Source organism: Pseudomonas sp. 20-5, from assembly GCF_056782835.1.
Genome location: NZ_CM165584.1, coordinates 5266969 through 5288428, shown reverse-complemented (window position 1 = coordinate 5288428; position 21460 = coordinate 5266969). Strand labels below are relative to the sequence as shown.

24 protein-coding genes and 2 tRNA genes are annotated in these 21460 nt (G+C 63.7%); 16 read left to right on the top strand and 10 right to left on the bottom strand.

Annotated features, from left to right (window positions below; all coding sequences use genetic code 11):
• The first annotated feature begins 316 nt into the window (after positions 1-316).
• The 11 genes from AC1RB9_RS24405 to AC1RB9_RS24355 all read left to right on the top strand — a co-directional run bounded on the left by AC1RB9_RS24405 (position 317) and on the right by AC1RB9_RS24355 (position 8875).
• Entirely contained in the window at positions 317-589 is a 273-nt protein-coding gene (locus AC1RB9_RS24405) for a MerR family transcriptional regulator (protein WP_134614206.1), read from the top strand.
• A gap of 175 nt (positions 590-764) precedes the next feature.
• A complete protein-coding gene (gene pflM, locus AC1RB9_RS24400) occupies positions 765-1052 on the top strand; it encodes a lysogeny maintenance protein PflM (RefSeq protein ID WP_096221067.1) in 288 nt (95 codons plus the stop codon).
• Between the two features lie 7 nt (positions 1053-1059).
• Positions 1060-1704, top strand: a complete 645-nt coding sequence (locus AC1RB9_RS24395) for a DNA cytosine methyltransferase (protein WP_034010796.1) — start codon at positions 1060-1062, stop codon at positions 1702-1704.
• 515 nt (positions 1705-2219) lie between these two features.
• Positions 2220-2654 (top strand): hypothetical protein, encoded by a 435-nt coding sequence (locus AC1RB9_RS24390; RefSeq protein ID WP_023098117.1) that lies wholly within the window; start codon positions 2220-2222, stop codon positions 2652-2654.
• Positions 2655-2775: 121 nt separating this feature from the next.
• Complete coding sequence (locus AC1RB9_RS24385; protein WP_003115979.1) at positions 2776-3027, top strand: hypothetical protein; 252 nt, start codon at positions 2776-2778, stop codon at positions 3025-3027.
• A gap of 12 nt (positions 3028-3039) precedes the next feature.
• Entirely contained in the window at positions 3040-3288 is a 249-nt protein-coding gene (locus AC1RB9_RS24380) for a major capsid protein (RefSeq protein ID WP_003125072.1), read from the top strand.
• 135 nt (positions 3289-3423) lie between these two features.
• Positions 3424-4716, top strand: coding sequence for a hypothetical protein (locus AC1RB9_RS24375; RefSeq protein ID WP_034010800.1), 1293 nt, complete (start codon positions 3424-3426; stop codon positions 4714-4716).
• Between the two features lie 4 nt (positions 4717-4720).
• Positions 4721-5077, top strand: coding sequence for a DUF2523 family protein (locus AC1RB9_RS24370; protein ID WP_003114150.1), 357 nt, complete (start codon positions 4721-4723; stop codon positions 5075-5077).
• A 3-nt stretch (positions 5078-5080) separates the two neighbouring features.
• Positions 5081-6355: a zonular occludens toxin domain-containing protein gene (locus AC1RB9_RS24365; protein ID WP_023098115.1), complete on the top strand. Its 1275-nt coding sequence runs from the start codon at positions 5081-5083 to the stop codon at positions 6353-6355.
• A gap of 229 nt (positions 6356-6584) precedes the next feature.
• Positions 6585-7877, top strand: a complete 1293-nt coding sequence (locus AC1RB9_RS24360; protein WP_004352686.1) for a hypothetical protein — start codon at positions 6585-6587, stop codon at positions 7875-7877.
• Complete coding sequence (locus AC1RB9_RS24355) at positions 7874-8875, top strand: phage integrase (protein ID WP_004352688.1); 1002 nt, start codon at positions 7874-7876, stop codon at positions 8873-8875. Before AC1RB9_RS24360 ends, AC1RB9_RS24355 begins: the two co-directional genes overlap by 4 nt.
• Here the strand turns inward: AC1RB9_RS24355 and AC1RB9_RS24350 are convergent.
• The 10 genes from AC1RB9_RS24350 to lbcA form a co-directional block, all read right to left on the bottom strand.
• Positions 8856-9266, bottom strand: a complete 411-nt coding sequence (locus AC1RB9_RS24350) for a hypothetical protein (RefSeq protein WP_124206042.1) — start codon at positions 9264-9266, stop codon at positions 8856-8858. The genes AC1RB9_RS24355 and AC1RB9_RS24350 overlap by 20 nt on opposite strands.
• Before the next feature lie 139 nt (positions 9267-9405).
• A tRNA-Met gene (locus AC1RB9_RS24345) sits at positions 9406-9482 on the bottom strand.
• A gap of 179 nt (positions 9483-9661) precedes the next feature.
• Complete coding sequence (ychF, locus tag AC1RB9_RS24340) at positions 9662-10762, bottom strand: redox-regulated ATPase YchF (protein WP_003099270.1); 1101 nt, start codon at positions 10760-10762, stop codon at positions 9662-9664.
• A 40-nt stretch (positions 10763-10802) separates the two neighbouring features.
• The gene (gene pth, locus AC1RB9_RS24335; protein ID WP_003099278.1) at positions 10803-11387 is read right to left on the bottom strand and encodes an aminoacyl-tRNA hydrolase; all 585 of its coding nucleotides are present in this window, start codon (positions 11385-11387) and stop codon (positions 10803-10805) included.
• A gap of 42 nt (positions 11388-11429) precedes the next feature.
• Complete coding sequence (locus AC1RB9_RS24330; RefSeq protein ID WP_003099279.1) at positions 11430-12044, bottom strand: 50S ribosomal protein L25/general stress protein Ctc; 615 nt, start codon at positions 12042-12044, stop codon at positions 11430-11432.
• A gap of 116 nt (positions 12045-12160) precedes the next feature.
• Positions 12161-13102 carry a ribose-phosphate pyrophosphokinase gene (locus tag AC1RB9_RS24325; RefSeq protein WP_003099281.1) on the bottom strand — a complete coding sequence of 314 codons (942 nt, stop codon included), beginning with the start codon at positions 13100-13102 and terminating at the stop codon, positions 12161-12163.
• Positions 13103-13157: 55 nt separating this feature from the next.
• Positions 13158-13232 (bottom strand) — tRNA-Gln (locus tag AC1RB9_RS24320).
• A 36-nt stretch (positions 13233-13268) separates the two neighbouring features.
• A complete protein-coding gene (gene ispE, locus AC1RB9_RS24315; RefSeq protein ID WP_003117426.1) occupies positions 13269-14117 on the bottom strand; it encodes a 4-(cytidine 5'-diphospho)-2-C-methyl-D-erythritol kinase in 849 nt (282 codons plus the stop codon).
• Position 14118: 1 nt separating this feature from the next.
• Entirely contained in the window at positions 14119-14736 is a 618-nt protein-coding gene (lolB, locus tag AC1RB9_RS24310) for a lipoprotein insertase outer membrane protein LolB (RefSeq protein WP_003095005.1), read from the bottom strand.
• A 4-nt stretch (positions 14737-14740) separates the two neighbouring features.
• A complete protein-coding gene (lbcA, locus tag AC1RB9_RS24305) occupies positions 14741-16513 on the bottom strand; it encodes a proteolytic complex protein LbcA (protein WP_079275416.1) in 1773 nt (590 codons plus the stop codon).
• A gap of 143 nt (positions 16514-16656) precedes the next feature.
• Here lbcA and hemA point away from each other — a divergent pair, with 143 nt between their 5' ends.
• From hemA to murI, 5 genes are read left to right on the top strand one after another with little or no spacing between them, the layout of a single operon-like run.
• The gene (gene hemA / locus AC1RB9_RS24300; RefSeq protein ID WP_003095001.1) at positions 16657-17925 is read left to right on the top strand and encodes a glutamyl-tRNA reductase; all 1269 of its coding nucleotides are present in this window, start codon (positions 16657-16659) and stop codon (positions 17923-17925) included.
• A gap of 17 nt (positions 17926-17942) precedes the next feature.
• The gene (gene prfA / locus AC1RB9_RS24295; RefSeq protein WP_003099290.1) at positions 17943-19025 is read left to right on the top strand and encodes a peptide chain release factor 1; all 1083 of its coding nucleotides are present in this window, start codon (positions 17943-17945) and stop codon (positions 19023-19025) included.
• Position 19026: 1 nt separating this feature from the next.
• Positions 19027-19857, top strand: coding sequence for a peptide chain release factor N(5)-glutamine methyltransferase (prmC, locus tag AC1RB9_RS24290; protein ID WP_003117429.1), 831 nt, complete (start codon positions 19027-19029; stop codon positions 19855-19857).
• On the top strand, positions 19851-20609 hold the full coding sequence (locus AC1RB9_RS24285; protein ID WP_003099296.1) for a molybdopterin-synthase adenylyltransferase MoeB: 759 nt from the start codon (positions 19851-19853) through the stop codon (positions 20607-20609). The genes prmC and AC1RB9_RS24285 overlap by 7 nt, the downstream gene beginning before the upstream one ends.
• On the top strand, positions 20599-21396 hold the full coding sequence (gene murI, locus AC1RB9_RS24280; RefSeq protein ID WP_003117431.1) for a glutamate racemase: 798 nt from the start codon (positions 20599-20601) through the stop codon (positions 21394-21396). The genes AC1RB9_RS24285 and murI overlap by 11 nt, the downstream gene beginning before the upstream one ends.
• Positions 21397-21460 lie beyond the last annotated feature (64 nt).

The following is a 21460-nucleotide window of genomic DNA, read 5'->3' as shown; positions in this document are numbered from 1 at the left end:
AGGCATGACTTCACCCGTTAGGAGCCACCAGCGGTAGCTGGGGAACGCACGGGCTAAGGTCTCGATCTCGTCTGCCCCAATCCTCGCTTTTCCTCTCTTGATGTTTTGCCAGCGGACATAGTCCGTAGTTCCGGCTTCTGCAAGCTCTTTGATGCTTGCTGCCTGGAGCAATCGAAGCCCTCTATCAGAAAGACGCTCGGTCATTACAAAAAACCATAAATGTCCTATGTACATACGCCACTTTATGTGTATTATGTACATGTGTAATTTGTACATGTCACATGAGGCAGCCTTTTGCCGAGTATAGGGGGAATACATGGAAGAGTCTGGAATAGTGGGGTTCACCGTCACAGGTGCTGTGGAAAAGGTCACGGACTTCCGCACCGCGCCGTTCTGCTCGCAGGCGGTCTTCGCGCAGATGCTGGGTCTGGAAGACATCACGGAAGACGTGGTGCGGGGCTGGGTGGAAACCAAGACGATCCCGACTGCCAAGATTGGCCGTCGCCGCGTGGTGAACCTGCACCATATTCGCCGTGACCTCGACCGGGGCAAATCGATCTTCTGCCAGGGTGATTACGATGCCGAGTGATCGCCCAGTGCCGATGGAAACCTTCCAGTTCTGCTTCGCGGGCATTGTCGGCGGCGTCTCCGGCAGGGTTGTGTCCTGGGGCGGCCTGACTGTCGATATCGACCAGGTCGAGAATGCTTGGCTCCGTCGGGCGATTGAAGACTATCGCTGTGGTCGTAGGGGGCAGAAATGAGCCATGGCCGCCAGACCCTACTACCTGCGCCAAACCCACGCCCCGGACTGCGCCTGCTCTGTGTGCTGGTCCGCAAGGCAGGCCATCCCATTGCACAACCCGTCGCGGTGTCCGGACTGCCGGCCCCCTGGGCTGCCCTATCTGGAAGATGGCCGTTGGCTCTGCCGTCCCCGTTCCTTCTGCGCGAAACACGACCCGTCCCGGCGTCCGCCGAAGTACTGGCACGTTGTGTACGACAGCGGGAAACCCACGCCCGGCGTTCGACTGCACAAACCTTTCGTCCTGGAGTGACTGCCTTATGAGACAGCCAACCGCACTGATTGCCTGCGAGTTCTCCGGGCGTGTCCGCGATGCACTGGCCCGGGTTGGTTTTTACGCCGTGAGCTGCGATCTGCTGCCTTCGGAAACCGAAGGGGAACACGTCCAGGGGGATGTCCTGGAAATTCTGGACTGGGGGTGGGATTTGCTGATTGCTCACCCGCCCTGCACTGACCTGGCTACCTCGGGTGCCCGCTGGTTTCCCGAGAAGATTGCTGACGGTCGTCAGGCACGTGCCCTGAAGTTCGTTCGTACCCTGCTGTCGGCGCCTATTCGATTCAAGGCACTGGAGAACCCCAAGTCTGTGATCTCCAGCCATATTCGCAAGCCGGACCAGATCATCCAGCCCTGGATGTTCGGACATGGCGAGCGCAAGGAAACGCACCTCTGGTTGCAGAACCTGCCGCTTCTGGAGCCGACCCGTATCGTCGATGGACGTTCTCCGGTCGTGCATTACATGGCGCCAGGCCCTGACCGCTGGAAGGACCGTAGCCGGACCTATATCGGTATCGCCGAGGCGATGGCCGAGCAGTGGGGCCGTTATGTGATGCGGGCCTTGGCAGAACCAGAATCTGTGAGTTTTCACCCCCAGCAGCAGGACCTGCTGCGTATCCTGGAGGGCTGACCCATGCTCGCTGATACCTTGAAAGCGCTGCTCCTGCTCTGCCTGATCCAAGCCGCCCGCACCGTGGCCGATCCGGTCAAGGGCCGCGCTCCCGGCTCGTCGGAACAGCTTTACCGTTCCGGCGAACGGAAGCACGGGCGGAGCGCACCCTTGAACGCCTCCCCCCTGAAACAGCCTCCGCTGGGGAGTGTGGGGCAGCTCCTCCGCCCCGCGCTCCCGAGCCCTCGGCGGCAAGAGCGGGATGACAAGGGCAGAGCCCTTGGTGTTGCTCTGCGGGTTCCAAGGGGAAGCGTTCCCCTTGGCCGTCGGAGACGACGTTGCGATAGGGGTCGTTACCCGGATGGGCTGAGACGAACACCCGTGGTTGGCTTGGTTCGCTAGCGAATAGAGCCCGGCCCGCAGGGATCGCCCGACAAATCACTTTCACCCAACACCGCTGAATGAAGGCGAAACAGCCGAATTTGCAGCAGCGGGACAACTCACGCCGAAAAAGGCGAATTGAAGGAGAAACACCGATGAACATGTTTGCAACCCAAGGCGGCGTCGTCGAACTGTGGGTCACCAAGACCGACACCTATACCTCGACCAAGACCGGGGAAATCTACGCCTCGGTCCAGTCCATCGCCCCGATCCCGGAAGGTGCCCGTGGCAACGCCAAGGGCTTCGAGATCAGCGAATACAACATCGAGCCGACCCTGCTGGACGCCATCGTCTTCGAAGGCCAGCCGGTGCTCTGCAAGTTCGCCAGCGTGGTCCGCCCGACCCAAGACCGTTTCGGTCGGATCACCAATACCCAGGTCCTTGTGGATCTGCTGGCCGTGGGCGGCAAGCCGACCGCGCCGACCGCCCAAGCCCCGGCTCGTCCGCAAGCACAAGCCCAAGCCCCGCGCCCGGCCCAGCAGCCGCAGGGCCAGGACAAACAAGACAAGTCCCTGGACGCCAAGGCCTAAGCCGTAGGAGGCCGCGATGCTCCGCTATCTCTCGCTGTTCGCGGTAGGTCTGGCCACCGGTTACGCCTGGGGCTGGATCGACGGCCTAGCGGCCTCCCTGGCTGTTTGAGGACTGATCGCTATGTCAGGCGTTGTCGCTGTGCAGGTGTGTACCGCGTGGACCTCGACCCCCGAGGGCTTCATGGCGTGTCGCGAACTCGCATGGCAACAGGCCTACCTGATTCCGCCCGAGGCCGCTGGATACGTGGACATCCTGGTCAACGGTGGTTTCTCCCCGGAAGCCTTTGGCATCGGTGCCGCTGGCGTCCTGGGATCGTTCGTGACGGGGCTTTTGATTGGCTGGGTCGCGTCACTTCTTCGTAAAGCCAAGTAGAGAGGAAACACCATGAAAGCAATGAAGCAACGCATCGCCAAGTTCAGCCCGGTCGCCTCGTTCCGCAACCTGTGCATCGCCGGTTCCGTCACTGCCGCGACTTCGCTGCCGGCCTTCGCCGGGGTGATCGACACCAGCGCGGTGGAATCGGCGATCACCGATGGGCAGGGCGATATGAAGGCCATTGGCGGCTACATCGTCGGCGCCCTGGTGATCCTGGCCGTCGCCGGCCTGATCTACAGCATGTTGCGCAAGGCGTAACGGGTGCTCTGGTCGGTGTGGTTGGGGGCGTTCTTCGCCGGCGCCTTCATCACCGGGTACCGGACCGGCGAATTCTTCTAACCGAACAGACCGAGGCGGAAGCCCCCTCCGGAGTTTCCGGCAGGGGGCTTTTTCATGGGTGACTGGATGAGTAACAACGCACGTTCCGGCCTTGGCCGGCTTCTTCCGCTGCTGGGCCTGCTGGTCTCGTTGCTGTGGCATTCCTTGGCGAGCGCGGACTTCTACCAATGGAAGATTTCCATCCCCGGAAAGCCCACGGCCTTCTTTCCATCCTATACGGCGGCGTGCCAGTACTACTTCGATAACACGTCGGCCAACTGGCTAAAGAAAATCAACAAGCTGAGCTACGACGTAGTTCAGTGCAGTGTTTCGGGTTCTGGCGGAATTACCTGGGAGCCGTCGGCTGCCATCTTGACTGGCGATAGCTGCCCTCCGGAACAAGAGATCGATCCCGCCGACGGTGCCTGCAAACCGCCGCCCGAAGAATGCAAGGAAGGCGAACTGTTCCCGGCCAAGGGGCCGGACTCGCCGGTAGTCACCTCGGGCGGGCGGAACTATGTGGGCGACGGCGGCGCACCGAGCGCCTGTTATCAAAGCTGCGAGTACGGCGGCAACCCCAGCCCGGCCAGTTGCTATCTGGTCAAAGGCTCCACCACGACCGGCTTCTGCAATTACATCCTCAAGGGCACCGGACAGAATTGCGGTGCCGATTCCTACACCTTCGCGCAGACCGGCGATTCGCTGAACCCACCCGACACCCCGAACACCGATCCCTCCGACCCGAACGATCCCGGCTGCCCGCCCGGCTGGTCGTGGTCGGGGACTACCTGCGTCAAGACCCCGACCGATCCCACGGATCCAACCGACCCAACCACGCCGGGCGGTGATGGCGACGGCGGCGGCGATGGCAATGGCGGTGGAGACAACAACGGCGGCGGCAACGACGGCGGCACCGGCAATGGCGGCGACGGCAGCGGGGGAGGGGACGGCAACGGCGGGGGCGATGGTAGCGGCGACGGTGACGGCAGCGGCACGGGCGGCGATGGCAACGGTACATGCGACCCGGCGAAAGAGAACTGCTCCACCGGCCCCGAAGGCCCCGGCGGCGAACTCAAGGAACCCACGCCCGGCACCTGGGATGACGCCATCGCCACCTGGGAAAAGAAGGTCGAGGAAGCCAAGAAAGAACTCAAGACCAAGGTGAAGGCCAACGTCGACCAGATGAAGGGCGCCTTCGACCTCAACCTGGCGGAAGGCGGCGGGCAACTGCCCTGCGAGCCCATGACCATTTGGGGCAAGTCCTACTCCCTCTGTATCTCCGACTACGCCGGCCAACTCTCCAGCCTGCGCGTGGCGCTGCTGCTGATGGCCGCGCTGATCGCCGCCCTCATTCTGCTGAAGGACTGACCCTATGGAATGGCTCTCCGGTTTTCTCGATCAGATCATCGCCTTCTTCCAGTGGATCTGGGATTTCTTCGCCCAGGGCATCTATGACTTCGTGCGCGACGGCCTGGTGGTCGCCACCAAGGCGTCGATGTACGCCGCGCTCCAGACCCTGATCCTGCTGATCGATGTCAGCTACACCGCCGCCCGCGAACTGATCGACAGCCTCGGCGTGCCGCAGATGATCCGCAGCATGTACGCCGCGCTACCGGGGCCGATTGCGGCGGGTCTGGCCTTCTTCGGCGTGCCGCAGGCGCTGAACATCATCATGGTCGCGGCGGCGACGCGCTTCTGCATGCGCTTCGTGCCGTTCATTGGGAGGTGATCCGTGTCGATCAAGATCCACCACGGCCCCAATGGCTCCTACAAGACCTCCGGCGCTATCCAGGATGACGCCGTGCCCGCGCTGAAAGACGGGCGGGTGATCATCACCAACGTGCGCGGCTTCACCCTGGAGCGGGCCTATCAGGTCTTTCCGGACCTGCCCAACACGGCGGAGATCATCAACCTCGATCTGGAGTCGCTGGAAGACCTCGAAAAGATGCGCACGTGGTTTCAGTGGGCGCCCCGCGGGGCCTTCCTGATCTTCGACGAAACCCAACTGCTGTTTCCCAAGTCCTGGCGGGAAAAAGACCTCGAGCGCTTCGACTACCCCGGTGGACCGGAAGCGGCCCATGCGGCCGACCGCCCCATGGGCTGGCTCGACGCCTGGACCCGGCACCGGCATTTCAACTGGGACATTGTCCTCACCACGCCGAACATCTCCTACATCCGCGACGACATCCGCATGACCTGCGAGATGGCCTACAAGCATTCCAACCTCGCGGTGATCGGCATCCCTGGCCGCTACAAGGAGGCCCAGCATGACGCCCAACTCAACCGTCCGCCCGCCGATGGCACCATCATCGAGTACAAGCGGATCCGAAAGCAGACCTTCGCCCTCTACCAGTCCACGGCCACCGGCAAGACCCAGGACACCAAGGCGGGCAAGAGCCTCTTCCGGTCGCCTAAGCTGGTTCTTCTACTGGCATTGCTGGCCGGCACTATTGGCTTTGTCTGGTATATGGGGCCTCTGCGCACGATTGGCGGTCCGGCTGCTGCGACACCTGCCGACGCTCCTGGCGACCCTGCTCAAGCCCCTGCTGCGCCCGCTGCTGTGGCTGCTCCAGCGCGTCCTGCTGCGAATAGCTTTCTTCCTCCTGGGCTTGTACCTGATGGGCCTGCTGCTGCGCCTGTTGATCTGAACGCCCATCCCTTCGCCGATCGACGGATCTCCATCCTCGCCCACGCCTACCGCAAGTCGCGGGGCGATATCTACCTGTTCGCCCTGGAGGATCCCACGGGCCGGCGCCTGGAACTCACCAGTTGGCAACTGATCGGCTCCGGCTACCGGGTGACGCCCAAGGGCGAGTGCGTCGTAGAGCTTCGCTATGAGGACTGGAAACAGACCGTCACCTGTGCCGGGAGGCAGCCCGGCGCGGTGGCCAGCATCGCTCCGGCAGCGCCTGTCGCCGCGTCCGCAGACGCACCGGCCAGGGGCCAGTCGCCGCTGACCATCGTCCCCGATTCCGAATACGCCTCGCGGCCCTGGAGGCAGAAATGATCGATTGGGAATTTCTCGTCCCGGTGGCGATGGGCTGGGCGCTGCATCACTGGTGGACGGTGATGACGGCGCTAGCGGCGGTAGGGGTGCCGCCATGAGGGGCGGGCCGCGCCGCCGGCCGGGAGCGCAAGGCATGAGCGATAGGCCGAAGGCGCGGCCGACGCCCCTGTAACACGTCAGATAACCCCCGATCAGCAACCCCATAGAACCTCATTAACGGGTAAAGAACATGAAGACTCCGATCCATCCAACGCGACTGGTCCTCGAAGAGAACGGGGATTTCCACAAGTCCCCGAAGGGGATGCTTTTCATGGACCCGCTCAATGGACAGTTCACCGACCTGTCAGGCGTGCGCATTCTGCGGTGCGGCGTGGATACGGTGCGGCAGTTGTACAACGGCAAATTGCGTCCGGAAGTGATGGCGCTGTTCGACCTATCGGTGGATGTGGTCGAGTTTGCCGGCTACGAGTGGTCCAAGGGCCGTATCGGTCGCGACTCTGGCTATCAGTACCGCCTGCAGAACGCCGAAATGGGCCTGATCCTGCTGATCAAGAACCACAACATCAAGGTCGACACCATTGGCTCGCACCTCAAGATCGAGGTGTCGCCCCACGCCATTGACGGCGCCGATCCGCGTATTCTCCAGGGCGTGCTGGATGACCTGGCCGCGGCGGTGCTGAGTCACTGCGAGACCAACCAAGCAGCCGTGCATATCGCGCTGGATGTGCAGGGCTGGACGCCTCCGGCTGATCTCGTTGACCGCATGCATTGCCGCTCGCGTCGGGTGCGGCAAATCAGCGGGATCGAGCGGATCGAGTTCGACGGCAACGCCTCTGTCTACGGGCGTGGCGAGACGTACATGTTCGGCTCGGCCAACGGTCTGCAACTGTCGATCTATAACAAGACTCTCCAGGCTCGGGCCACCGACAAGCTCGACTATTGGGAAAGCGTGTGGGCGACCTTGAACGGGGATCCGTTCGGCGATGGCGACCCGGCCTATAACCCCCTGGAAACGGTGTGGCGGATCGAGTTTCGCTATCACCACTCCATCGTCCAGCAGTTCTCCGAAGGCTCGCGTATGGCTTCGGGAGAGGTCATCGGCTGCCGCACCTACGAGGGCCTTTGCCCGCACCTACAGGGGCTGTGGAACTATGCCTGCGAGGCATTCCGTGTGCTCTCCCGGGAGGGCATGTATGACGCCTTCTGGAGCCTGATCAGCCAGGATGCCCGCGTCCAGGTCGAGTGCGATCCGCTGATCGAGCGCACCGAGTATCGGCGCTATTACAAGACCGCCAAGGGCTTTAGCGGGCGCAACTGCGAGATGTTCCTCGGCCAGTTCGTGAGCCTGATCGCGCGGGAGCGTGTCCCGGCAAAAAAGGCTATTGAGTCCGCCCGCAAATTGGAGTTCTGGCACGTTATCGAAGACCACTATCTCGCCAAGGGTTGGACTCGTCGCGATCTGGAAAGGCATATCCACAAGCTCATGTGTGATCGCTATCTGCGCAAGGGATATGCGATATGACGGTACGCAAGGACGGCAAGACGTGGACGGCTGACTTCTATGAGAATGGTCGTTCCGGGCGCAGGATTCGCAAGAAAGGCTTCGCTACCAAGTCTGCCGCGATTCGCTATGAGCAGGATTTTTTTGCCGTGAAGGGCGAGACGGGCCGACCGCTGGATGACCGCCTCTCCGATCTGGTGAAGGTTTGGTATGACCTCCACGGCTGCACCTTGAAGGATGGCAAGCAACGCTTGGCGCGCTGCGAGGCGCTGGCGAAGCGGCTAGGGAACCCCTTGGCGTTCGAGTTCGATTCGTTGGCGTGGGCACGCTACCGGCAACGTCGCTTGACCGAGGTGAAGCCTGAGACGGTCAATCACGAGCAACGCTACTTGTCGGCGGTCTTCTCTGAACTGATTCGCCTGGGCTCCTGGCACAAGGAAAACCCGCTGGGCAAGGTCCGGCAAATCAAGACGGATCAGGTCGAACTTACGTTTCTGTCCCTGGATCAGGTCGCTCGACTGCTGGAAGAGTGCAAGGCCAGTACGAACAACCATACCTATCCGGTCGCGCTGTTGTGTCTCGCCACGGGAGCCCGCTGGGAAGAGGCGGAAAGCCTGACGCGGGGCGCTGTGCATGGCGGCAAGGTGCACTATCACCGGACCAAGAATCGGCAGAGCCGATCAGTGCCGATCCCGGACGAGTTGGAGAGGTTGATATTCAAGGTGGGCATGCCTGGATCTGGCCGCCTGTTCATGTCCTGCCGCGCCGCGTTCCGCTGCGCCTATCAGCGTTGCGGGTTCCAGACGCCGGGCCAGATGACCCACATTCTCCGCCATACCTTCGCCAGCCACTACATGATGGGGGGAGGGGACATCCTGACCCTACAGCGGATCCTCGGCCACTCATCGATCACGATGACCATGCGGTATGCGCACCTATCGCCGGAGCATTTGGCCTCGGCTATGAGCCTGTCCCCGCTGTATCAGATAAAGCACTTCGCTAGTCAGGTACACCAGTAGAAGCCTTTTCAGGTTTTTCCAGGGAGCTATCAATACGGCTGAGGAGGTTTCGCTCCTGAACGACCCAAATCTTCGGAGCGGCATAACCCACAACGAAGGATAGAGCCCATATCTTTGCAAAAACTGCTGGTGTCTCTTGTAGTGCTCCAATGAAGTACAGCCCAACAACGAAGCCTAATACGCCTCCAACAAAAAGCCGCATGAATAGCCATGCGGAGCGAAGTTCTTGTAGTTGAGTCGAGGCGAGTTTCATATCTCCTTCCTTGCGGGGAAGGTGAGTGAGGTTGTAATTCGCGACCATTGTCTGTGCCAGGCTCCCAAAGATCGCACCGATAGTGCAGGCAATGGGAAGAAGCACGTCAAACATAGAAAAGCCGAGTTCGCTGAACATGTCCCTTGTCTCTACTGGCTGATGACCGAAGGGTAGGGCAGAGGCAGGGGTGAGGGAAGAGGTAGACACGCTGTAGTCACTTTGTAGTCACCACAGGCAAAAGAAAAGGGGTTAGCTTGCGCTAACCCCTTGAAAAATATGGTGGCTACACCGGGACTTGAACCTGGGACATCAGCATTATGAATGCTGCGCTCTAACCGACTGAGCTATGTAGCCGAGTGGCGCGCATTTTCCGTATCTCGAGCGGGGCTGTCAACCCCTGGGGCTAGATAATTTTCTGATCTTTCAATCGTTTAGACGGAAGGGGTCGGATCGCCGGAGAGCGGGCGGTGGGGAGGGACGGGAACGAAAAAGCCCCGGCACTTGGCCGGGGCTTTCCTGGGACGGGAAGGGGATTACACGTTGAAGCGGAAATGCATCACGTCGCCGTCCTTGACGATGTAGTCCTTGCCTTCCAGGCGCCATTTACCGGCTTCCTTGGCGCCCTGTTCGCCCTTGAACTGGATGAAGTCGTCGTAGGCGACCACTTCGGCGCGGATGAAGCCTTTCTCGAAGTCGGTGTGGATCACGCCGGCGGCCTGCGGGGCGGTGGCGCCGACGCGGACGGTCCAGGCGCGGACTTCCTTCACCCCGGCGGTGAAGTAGGTCTGCAGGTTGAGCAGGCCGTAGCCGGCACGGATCACACGGTTCAGGCCGGGCTCCTCGAGACCGAGGGACTCGAGGAACATGTCCTTCTCTTCGCCGTCTTCCAGCTCGGCGATCTCGGCTTCGATCTTGTTGCACACCGGCACCACCACCGCGCCTTCTTCCTCGGCGATGGCCTTTACCACATCCAGGTGCGGGTTGTTCTCGAAGCCGTCCTCGGCGACGTTGGCGATGTACATCACCGGCTTGCTGGTCAGCAGGTGGAAGCTGCGTACCAGGCGCTTCTCCTCGTCACCGAGGTTCTTCAGCAGCGAACGCGCCGGCTTGCCCTCGGTGAAGTGGGGGATGAGCTTTTCCAGCAGGGCCTTCTGGGCCAGGGCTTCCTTGTCGCCGCCCTTGGCGTTGCGGGCGACTTTCTGCAGTTGCTTCTCGCAGCTGTCGAGGTCGGCGAAGATCAGTTCGAGGTCGATGATCTCGATGTCGCGCTTGGGGTCGACACTGTTGGACACGTGGATCACGTTGTCGTCTTCGAAGCAGCGCACCACGTGGGCGATGGCGTCGGTCTCGCGGATGTTGGCGAGGAACTTGTTGCCCAGGCCCTCACCCTTGGAGGCGCCCGCCACCAGGCCGGCGATGTCGACGAATTCCATGGTGGTCGGCAGTACGCGCTCGGGCTTGACGATCTCGGCCAGGGCGTTCAGGCGCGCGTCGGGCATCGGCACGATGCCGCTGTTCGGCTCGATGGTGCAGAACGGGAAGTTTTCCGCCGCGATACCGGATTTGGTCAGGGCGTTGAACAGGGTGGACTTGCCGACGTTGGGCAGGCCGACGATGCCGCAGTTGAATCCCATGCTATGTCCCTCGCGCTCAGACAGGCGCTAGAAAAGTGGTTCAGGCCTTCTGGCTGTGCAGCTTCTGCATCGCCCGGGTCCAGTCCCCGGCGAGCATTTCCGGCAGCACGCCGAGGGCGAAGTCGATGCTGGTGTCGAGCAGTTCCTGCTCGCTGCGCGGGGCGCGGCCGAGCACGTAACCGGAAACCAGGCTGCTGTGCCCCGGATGGCCGATGCCAAGCCGCAGGCGATGGAAAGAATTCTGATTGCCGAGCTGGGCGATGATGTCGCGCAACCCGTTGTGCCCGCCGTGTCCGCCGCCGGTCTTGAGCTTGGCGACGCCAGGGGGCATGTCGAGTTCGTCGTGGGCCACCAGGATGGCGTCCGGGGCGATCCGGAAGAATCCCGCCAGCGCCGCCACGGACTGGCCGCTGCGGTTCATGTAGGTGGTCGGGATCAACAGACGAACGTCCTTGCCCTGGTGGCTGAACTTGCCGACCAGGCCGAAATACTTGCGGTCAGCCACGAGGCTGACGCCCTGGGCATGCGCCAGGCGCTCAACGAAAAGGGCCCCCGCGTTATGCCGGGTCTGGTCGTATTCAGGACCCGGGTTTCCCAGGCCAACGATCAGTTGTACGGCAGTCACGACGGGAGCCCCTCTCTAATAAAAAGGCGATCGAGTAATGAATTACTCGGCGGCGCCTTCTTCGCTACCTTCTTCCTTCACCACGCGGGAAGCGTGGATGTTGGCAACGGCCAGGTCGTTGCCGTGGGCCAGTTGTACCAGCTCGACGCCTTTCGGAGCCTTGAGGTCCGACAGGTGAACGATCTGGCCCAGCTCGACCTTGGCCATGTCGACTTCGATGAATTCCGGCAGGTCTTTCGGCAGGCAGGAAACTTCGACTTCGGAGATGGTGTGGGAGATCTCGCCACCGGCTTGCTTGACGCCAACGGCTACTTCTTCGTTGATGAAGTGCAGCGGTACGTGGGCGGTCAGCTTGTGGTCGGCGACCACGCGCAGGAAGTCGGCGTGCATCACGAAGCCTTTCGCCGGATGGCGCTGCAGGGCCTTGATCAGTACGGTTTCCTTGGCGCCGCCAACGTTCAGGGCGATCACGTGGCTGAAGGCAGCCTCGTTTTCCAGGAGCTTGGCGATTTCGCGCAGTTCCAGGGTTACGGACTGGGGCTCTTTGTCGCCGCCGTAAACGACAGCAGGAACCAGACCGGCGTTACGACGCAGGCGGCGGCTCGCACCTTTCCCCAGATCGGAACGCACTTGGGCATTCAGAATAAAGTCGACCATTGTGTATCTCCAAAAATAACAATGCGCCCGAACGCTTGCGACCAGCGTTCGGGCGATTTCAAAGGCCCCGCCGGAGCGGGGCGTTTTCGTTCAGGCGCGTTCGTCGAGGCTGGGCCTCAGCGGAACATCGCGCTGATCGATTCTTCGTTGCTGATCCGGCGCATGGCTTCCGCAACGACCGGAGCGATGTCCAGCTGGCGGATGCGGCCACAGGCCTGGGCAGCGGCGGACAGCGGGATGGTGTTGGTCACCACCAGCTCGTCCAGTACGGATTTCTCGATGTTCTCGATGGCACGGCCGGACAGCACCGGGTGGGTGCAGTAGGCGATGACCTTGGCGGCGCCGTGCTCTTTCAGGGCCTTGGCGGCGTGACCGAGGGTGCCGGCGGTATCGACCATGTCGTCTACCAGTACGCAGGTACGGCCTTCGACGTCACCGATGATGTGCATCACTTCGGACTGGTTGGCCTTGGGACGACGCTTGTCGATGATCGCAAGGTCAACGCCCAGGGACTTGGCCACGGCGCGCGCGCGCACCACGCCGCCGATGTCCGGGGAGACGATCATCAGGTTCTCGAAGCGCTGGTCTTCGATATCGTCCACCAGCACGGGGGAACCGTAGATGTTGTCTACCGGGATATCGAAGAAGCCCTGGATCTGATCCGCGTGCAGGTCGACCGTGAGGACACGGTTGACCCCGACGACGGTCAGCATGTCGGCCACTACCTTGGCGCTGATGGCCACGCGGGCGGAACGCGGACGGCGATCCTGGCGGGCATAGCCGAAGTAGGGGATGACAGCGGTGATACGAGTGGCCGAGGAGCGGCGGAAGGCATCGGCCATCACCACCAGTTCCATCAGGTTGTCGTTGGTCGGCGCGCAGGTCGGCTGAATCAGGAATACGTCCTTGCCGCGGACGTTTTCGTTGATTTCGACGCTGATTTCGCCATCGGAGAATTTGCCAACTGAAACATCGCCAAGAGGAATGTGCAGCTGACGCACGACGCGTCGTGCAAGATCGGGGTTAGCGTTCCCCGTGAAGACCATCATCTTGGACACGCTACAGGTACCTGTGTCGACCGAAGGGATCCGGATGAAATACAGAAGAGGAAAATGGCAGGGGCGGCTGGATTCGAACCAACGCATGGCAGGATCAAAACCTGCTGCCTTACCGCTTGGCGACGCCCCTGTGGTATTGCTCGAATGCCGTTTCGGCATTCCTTTCTCAGACCAGAGTTTCCAGCTTCCGGTGCAACATCGAGATGTTGCTTCCTTTGGCGACGAACCTCTGAAGGTGGCCTGGAAGAAGGGCCGAGACTTTATCAGCTTCAGCTTTGTTTGGGAAGCTCCCAAACACACAACCTCCAGTGCCGGTTAATCTAGCTGAAACAAATTTGTTTAGCAAGATCAAAGCGTTACGAACTTCTGGGTAACGCCTCTCGACTACCGGCTGACAGTCGTTTCGGCTGTCCCCCTCGAGAACGGTGCGCACTTTAATGGCGGGAGAATCGCGTGTCAACAGTGGATCTGAAAAAATTTCTGCTGTGCTGACAAGTACTTGCGGAACCACGACGAGATACCAGGGCTCCGGGATGTCCACCGGGGTAAGCTTTTCGCCCACTCCCTCGGCGAAAGCCGCGCGTCCGCGGGTGAAGACCGGCACGTCGGCGCCCAGGCGCAGGCCCAGGGCGGCGATGCGGTCCTCGTCCCAGCCGAGTTGCCAGAGATGGTTCAAGGCCAGGAGCGTCGTGGCGGCGTCGGAGCTGCCGCCGCCGATGCCGCCCCCCATGGGCAAGCGCTTGTCCAGCCAGATGTCGACGCCTTGCGGGCTGCCGGAGGCTTCCTGCAGCCCGCGCGCGGCGCGCACGATCAGGTTGCTGTCGTGCGGCACCCCGGCGATTTCCGTGTGCAGGCGTACCTGGCCGTCCTGGCGGGCTTCGAAATGCAGCTCGTCGCCGTGGTCGAGGAATTGGAACAGGGTCTGCAACTCGTGATAGCCATCGTCGCGGCGGCCGAGGATATGCAGGAACAGATTGAGCTTGGCCGGGGCTGGCAGGCTGAGGCGCACGCTCATGTCAGCGGCCGAGCTGGCGCGGCTGCCAGTCCTTGATCACCAGGGTGACGTCGAGGTCCTGGCCGTGCAGTTTCAGGCGCTCGGGTAGCCAGTAGCCGTTCTGTTCGGCGTAGCGGGTGTATTCGATCTGCCAGCCGTCCTGTTCCAGGCGCGCCAGGCGGCTGTCGGCGTCGAGGGTCAGGCGGCTCTTGCTGTCCGGCGCCGGGAGGCCGCGTACCCACCAGAGCAGGTGCGAGACCGGCAGGCGCCAGCCTAGTTGTTCTTCCAGCAGTGCTTCCGGGGACTCCGCCTGGTAGCGGCCCTGACCGGCGACTTCCAGGCTCACCGCGCCTTCACGCCCGGTCAGGCGTGCTGCGCCGCGGCCGAGCGGGCCGGACAGGCGGATGTCGTAGTAGCCCTGGCGCTGCAGCCAGAACAGGGTGCCGCTGCCGGAGTCGCGCGGGGCGCGGATGCCGACCTTGCCGTCGATCTGCCAGGCATCCAGCTCGCTGAGCTGCTGCTTGTGGGTTTTCCAGGTCTGCGCATCGCCCTGGCCTTCCAGGGCTTCGTGGGAGGTCAGGCCGGCGCAGCCGCTGAGCAGGGCCAGCGCGGAGGCGGCGAGGAAAAGACGTAGACGCATGGTTTCAAGGAGTCTCGGCGCCGGTCAGGCGCTTGATGGTGCGGCGCAGCACGTCGCTGTCGGGCTGCTTGTCGAGGTATTCGCGCCAGATGGCCCGGGCGTCGCCCTGGCGCCCCTGGGCCCAGAGGACTTCGCCCAGGTGCGCGGCTACCTCGTGGTCGGGGTAGCGCTGCAGCGCCTGGCGCAGGTAGCGCTCGGCGTCGGCCAGCTTGCCCTGGCGATAGTTGATCCAGCCCATGCTGTCGAGGATCGCCGGGTCGTCCGGGTTCAGCTTGTGCGCCTTGAGGATCAGCTCGCGGGCCTCGCCGTAGCGGGTGGTGCGGTCGGCCAGGGTGTAGCCGAGGGCGTTGAGGGCCATGGCGTTGTCCGGCTCGCGGGCGATGACGAAGCGCAGGTCCTTTTCCATCTGCGCCAGGTCGTTGCGCTTCTCCGCCAGCATCGAGCGGGTGTAGAGCAGGTTGAGGTCCTCCGGGTACTGCTTCAGACCCTCCTGGATGGCCTGCCAGGCCTTTTCCTGCTGGTCGTTGTTGGACAGCGCCTCGGCTTCGATCAGGTACAGCTGGATGGCGTAGTCGGGTTGCTCGCTGCGCGCCTTGTCCAGGCGCTGGGCAGCTTCGTCGACGCGACCGGCCTTGAGCAGGACGTCGGTCTGGCGCAGTTGCGCCGGGAGGAAGTCATTGCCCGGACCGACCTGGCCGTACTCGTCGAGGGCACGCGCGGTGTCCTTCTGTTCCTCGGCGAGGCGTCCGAGGTTGAAGTGGGCGGCGTCGACGTGGCTGTCGCGCTCGACCAGTTCTTCCAGGTAGATCCTGGCTTCGTCCCAGGCCTGGGCTTCCAGGCAGACCAGCGCCAGGGAGAAACGCAGGTCGTCGTCGTCGGGGAATTGCTGGACCAGTCCGGCGAACTCGGCCTTGGCGTCGTCCAGGCGGTTCTGCTCCACCAGCAGGCGCGCGTAGGCGAGGCGCACGCGCTTGTCGTCCGGGTGTTCCTTGATCCCGGCCTTGAGCAGCGGCAGGGCCTCGTCGCTGCGCTTCATGCTCTGCAACAGGCGCGAGCGGAGCAGCAGGGGGGCCACTTCGTGGCGGCTTGCGGAGTTGTCCTCGAGCAGGGTCAGGGCATCGTCCGGGCGGCCGTCCTGTTGCAGCAGCAGGGCCTTGCCGAACAGCAACTGGCCGTTGTTCGGGTATTTCTTCAACAGGTGGTCGAAGCTCTGCAGCAGGCCGGCGCGGGTATCCGGGTCGGTCTCCGCGGCAGACAGGGCGAGGAAGTCGAAGTGCGTGTCGCCCTGGCCGTTGAGGACCTTCTCCATGTACACCATGGACTCCTCGTAGCGCCCGGCGCGGGCCAACTGGATCGCGGCGGCGCGTTGGGCATCGAGGTTGTCCGGCGCGCTGCGCGCCCAGAGCAGGGAGGTGTCGAGGGCTTCCTGGTCGGCGCCGAGGTATTCGGCGATGCGGAAGGCGCGCTCGGAAACCCCGGGGTCGCGGGTTTTCTGCGCCTGCACCACATAGTTGCTCAGGGCGATGTCGAAGCGGTTGCGCTGCCCGGCCAGTTCGGCCACCAGCAGCGAATACAGGCTGTCCTCGCTGAAGGAGGCGTACTTTTCCGGCTTGGCCTTGGTCTCGACCGCGGTGTCTTCCACCGGCGGGGTGCCATCGGGAGTCTTGTGGATAAGTGACTGGCAGCCGCCGAGCAGCAGCGTGACGGTCAGCAGCGCAAGGGATTTGTTCATAGAGGAAGAAAGCCGGCCTTGAACCTGCGAGGGTGGCGCCATCATGACATAAGCCGTCCGGCAAGCCCAAGGGGGCCGGGACGGGCGTCGACGAAGCTGTCTATGGGGTCAATACATCGGCAATGGTTGTCCTGCCCTTGGCGAAGTAGGAGAATTGCGCGTTTCCCCGATTAGCTCAGCGATCCTGCATGGCCTTCATTGCCCTCGGCATCAATCACAAGACCGCCTCGGTGGCTGTCCGCGAGCGCGTGGCTTTCACTCCGGAACAGATGGTCGAGGCGCTGCAGCAGCTCTGCCGCCTGACCACCAGCCGCGAGGCGGCCATCCTGTCGACCTGCAACCGGAGCGAACTCTACCTGGAGATCGACCATCCGACCGCGGACGACGTGCTCGCCTGGCTGGCGGACTACCATCGCCTGACTCTCGACGAGTTGCGCGCCTGTGCCTATGTGCACCAGGACGAAGACGCGGTGCGCCACATGATGCGCGTGGCCTCCGGCCTCGACTCGATGGTCCTCGGCGAGCCGCAGATCCTCGGCCAGATGAAGTCGGCCTACGCCGTCGCGCGCGAGGCCGGCACCGTCGGTCCGCTGCTCGGCCGCCTGTTCCAGGCCACCTTCAGTACGGCGAAGACCGTCCGCACCGATACCGCCATCGGCGAGAACCCGGTGTCCGTGGCGTTCGCCGCGGTGAGCCTGGCCAAGCAGATCTTCAGCGACCTGCACCGCAGCCAGGCGCTGCTGATCGGCGCCGGCGAGACCATCACCCTGGTCGCGCGCCACCTGTTCGAGCAAGGCGTGAAGCGCATCGTGGTGGCCAACCGCACCCTGGAGCGCGCCAGCCTGCTCGCCGAGCAGTTCGGCGCCCATGCGGTGCTGCTTTCGGAGATCCCCGAGGAGTTGGCCAACAGCGATATCGTCATCAGCTCTACTGCCAGCCAGTTGCCGATCCTCGGCAAGGGCGCCGTGGAGCGCGCGCTGAAGCAGCGCAAGCACAAGCCGATGTTCATGGTCGACATCGCCGTGCCGCGCGACATCGAGCCGGAAGTCGGCGAACTGGACGACGTCTACCTCTATAGCGTCGACGACCTCCACGAAGTAGTGGCGGAGAATCTCAAGAGCCGCCAGGGCGCTGCCCAGGCCGCCGAGGAACTGGTCGGCAGTGGCGTCGCCGAGTTCATGCAGCGCCTGCGCGAACTGGCCGCGGTGGACGTGCTGCGCGCCTATCGGCAGCAGGCCGAGCGCCTGCGCGATGAGGAGCTGGGCAAGGCCCAGCGGCAACTGGCCAACGGTGCCGACCCCGCCGAGGTGATGGCCCAGCTGGCCCGCGGCCTGACCAACAAACTGCTGCACGCGCCCAGCGTGCAGATGAAGAAAATGTCCGCCGAGGGCCGCATCGACGCGCTGGCCCTGGCCCAGGAGCTGTTCGCCCTCGACGAGGGCGCGCCGCGCCACTGACCGGTACCTATGCCTGCATGAAAGCTTCTCTGCTGAAAAAGCTGGATGTCCTCAGCGATCGCTACGAAGAACTGACGGCGCTGCTCGGCGACGCCGAGGTGATCAGTGACCAGACCCGCTTCCGCGCCTATTCCCGCGAGTACGCCGAGGTCGAACCGGTGATCCTGGCGTTCCGCGACTACCGCAAGGTGCAGGCCGACCTCGAGGGTGCCCAGGCGTTGCTCAAGGACAGCGACCCGGAGTTGCGCGACCTCGCCGAGGAGGAGGTCGCCGAAGCGCGCGGCCGCCTCGCCGCCCTCGGCGACAGCCTGCAGCGCATGCTGCTGCCGAAGGATCCCAACGACAGCCGCAACGTGTTCCTGGAGATCCGTGCCGGCACCGGTGGCGACGAGGCGGCGATCTTCTCCGGCGACCTGTTCCGCATGTATTCGCGCTACGCCGAGCGCCAGGGCTGGCGGGTCGAGACGCTGTCGGAGAACGAGGGCGAGCACGGTGGCTACAAGGAAGTGATTGCCCGGGTCGAGGGCGACAACGTCTACGCCAAGCTCAAGTTCGAGTCCGGCGCGCACCGCGTGCAGCGGGTGCCGGAAACCGAATCCCAGGGCCGGATCCACACTTCCGCCTGCACCGTCGCGGTGCTGCCGGAGCCGGACGAGCAGGCAGCGATCGAGATCAACCCGGCCGACCTGCGGGTGGACACCTACCGTTCCTCCGGTGCCGGCGGCCAGCACGTCAACAAGACCGACTCGGCGGTGCGCATCACCCACATTCCCAGCGGCATCGTGGTCGAGTGCCAGGAAGAGCGCTCGCAGCACAAGAACCGCGCCAAGGCCATGGCCTGGCTGGCGGCCAAGCTCAACGACCAGCAGCAGGCCGCGGCGCAGCAGGCGATCGCCAGCACGCGCAAGCTGCTGGTGGGCTCGGGCGACCGCTCGGAGCGCATCCGTACCTACAACTTCCCGCAAGGGCGGGTCACCGACCATCGCATCAACCTCACCCTGTACTCCCTGGGCGAGGTGATGGAGGGCGCGGTGGAACAGGTGATCGAGCCGCTGCTGCAGGAATACCAGGCCGATCAACTGGCGGCCCTGGGCGACTGACATGACCACTATCTGTACCCTTCTCAAGGATTCCCAACTGCCCGATTCGCCCAGCGCCCGGCTCGACACCGAGTTGCTGCTGGCGGCGGCGATGGGCAAGCCGCGCAGCTTCCTGCGTACCTGGCCGGAGCGCATCGTGCCGCGCGAGGCCAACGAGCGGTTCGACGACTGGATCGCCCGTCGGCGCAACGGCGAGCCGGTGGCCTACATACTTGGCCACCAGGGCTTCTGGAGCCTGGACCTGGAGGTCGCGCCACACACCCTGATCCCGCGCCCGGACACCGAACTGCTGGTGGAAACCGCGCTGGCGACCCTCGCGGCGGATACCGCTACGGTGCTCGACCTGGGCACCGGCACCGGCGCCATCGCCCTGGCCCTGGCCAGCGAACGGCCGCTGTGGACGGTGACTGCGGTGGACCGCGTGGAAGAGGCCGTGGCGCTGGCCGAGCGCAATCGCCAGCGGTTGCTCCTGGAGAACGTCGAGGTGCGCCGCAGCCACTGGTTCTCCGCTCTCGATGGCCGACGCTTCCGGATGATCGTCGGCAATCCGCCGTATATCCCTGCCAGCGATCCGCACCTGAGCGAGGGCGACGTGCGTTTCGAGCCGAAGAGCGCGCTGGTCGCGGGTAGCGATGGCCTCGACGATATCCGCCAGATCGTCGCCCAGGCGCCGCAGCATTTGCTGGACGAAGGCTGGTTGCTGCTCGAGCACGGCTATGATCAAGGGGCGGCGGTGCGCGAACTGCTCGGCGCCCGCGGCTTCGCCGGGGTACATACGTTGCGCGACCTCGGCGGCAACGAGCGGATCACTCTCGGACAATGGGTATGCTGAGCGACGAGGAACTGCTGCGCTACAGTCGCCAGATCCTGCTGGCGCAGGTCGACGTCGAGGGCCAGCTGCGCCTGAAGCGCAGCCGCGCACTGATCGTCGGTCTTGGCGGCCTGGGTTCGCCGGTGGCGCTGTACCTGGCCGCGGCCGGGGTCGGCGAGCTGCACCTGGCGGATTTCGATACGGTCGACCTGACCAACCTGCAACGGCAGGTCATCCACGATGGCACCAGCGTCGGTGTCGGCAAGGTGGAGTCGGCGATGCGCCGGCTGGGCGCGCTGAATCCGCAGATCCGCCTGGTCAGCCATAGCGCCGCGCTGGACAAGGACTCCCTCGATGCCGCCGTGGCGGCGGTCGACCTGGTGCTCGACTGCACCGACAACTTCGCCACCCGCGAGGCGGTCAACGTCGCCTGCGTGCGCGCCGGCAAGCCCCTGGTCAGCGGCGCGGCGATCCGTCTCGAGGGCCAGCTTTCGGTATTCGATACCCGCCGCGACGAAAGCCCCTGCTACCACTGCCTCTACGGGCACGGCAGCGAGGCCGAGCTGACCTGCAGCGAGGCCGGCGTGATCGGTCCGCTGGTGGGGCTGGTCGGTAGCCTGCAGGCGCTGGAGGCGCTCAAGCTGCTGGCCGGTTTCGGCGAACCGCTGGTGGGCCGCCTGCTGCTGGTGGACGCCCTCGGCACGCGCTTCCGCGAATTGCGGGTGCGTCGCGATCCTTCCTGTGCCGTCTGCGGGCAACGCCATGGCGGTTGAGTCGGCCGCGGTCGGCGTTTTCGATTCCGGGGTCGGCGGGCTCAGCGTATTGCGTGAGATTCGCGCGCGCCTGCCATCCGAATCGTTGCTCTACGTCGCCGACAACGCCCATGTGCCCTACGGCGAGAAGAGCGCGGAGTACATCCGCGAACGCTGCGAGCGGATCGGTGATTTCCTTCTGGAGCAGGGCGCCAAGGCTCTGGTACTGGCCTGCAATACCGCGACGGCTGCGGCTGCGGCGGAATTGCGCGAACGTTATCCGCAGGTGCCGCTGGTGGCCATGGAGCCTGCGGTGAAGCCGGCCGCGGCGGCCACCCGCAACGGTCGGGTCGGCGTCCTGGCCACCACCGGAACTCTGAAGAGCGCGCGTTTCGCCGCCTTGCTCGACCGCTTCGCCAGCGACGTACAGGTCTTCACCCAGCCCTGCCCGGGGCTGGTCGAGCGCATCGAAGCCGGCGATCTCTATGGGCCGCAAACCCGGGCACTGCTGGAACGCCTGCTGGCGCCCATCCTCGAACAGGGCTGCGATACGCTGATCCTCGGCTGTACTCATTATCCCTTCGTCAAACCCCTGCTGGCCGAGCTGATCCCGGCGGAGATGGCGGTGATCGATACGGGAGCGGCTGTCGCCCGGCAGCTGGAGCGCGTATTGTCGGCGCGGGCGCTACTGGCCTCTGGCCAGGCCGCGACGCCGCGTTTCTGGACCAGCGCGCTGCAGGAGGAGATGGAAAGGATCCTGCCGATCCTCTGGGGAAGCCCGGAAAGCGTAGGAAAATTAGTCGTTTAGTCGTTCCTGGCAGACGTGTCAGCGATTTTTTGAACTAAAGCGTTTGGTCTAGTATCTGCTTTAG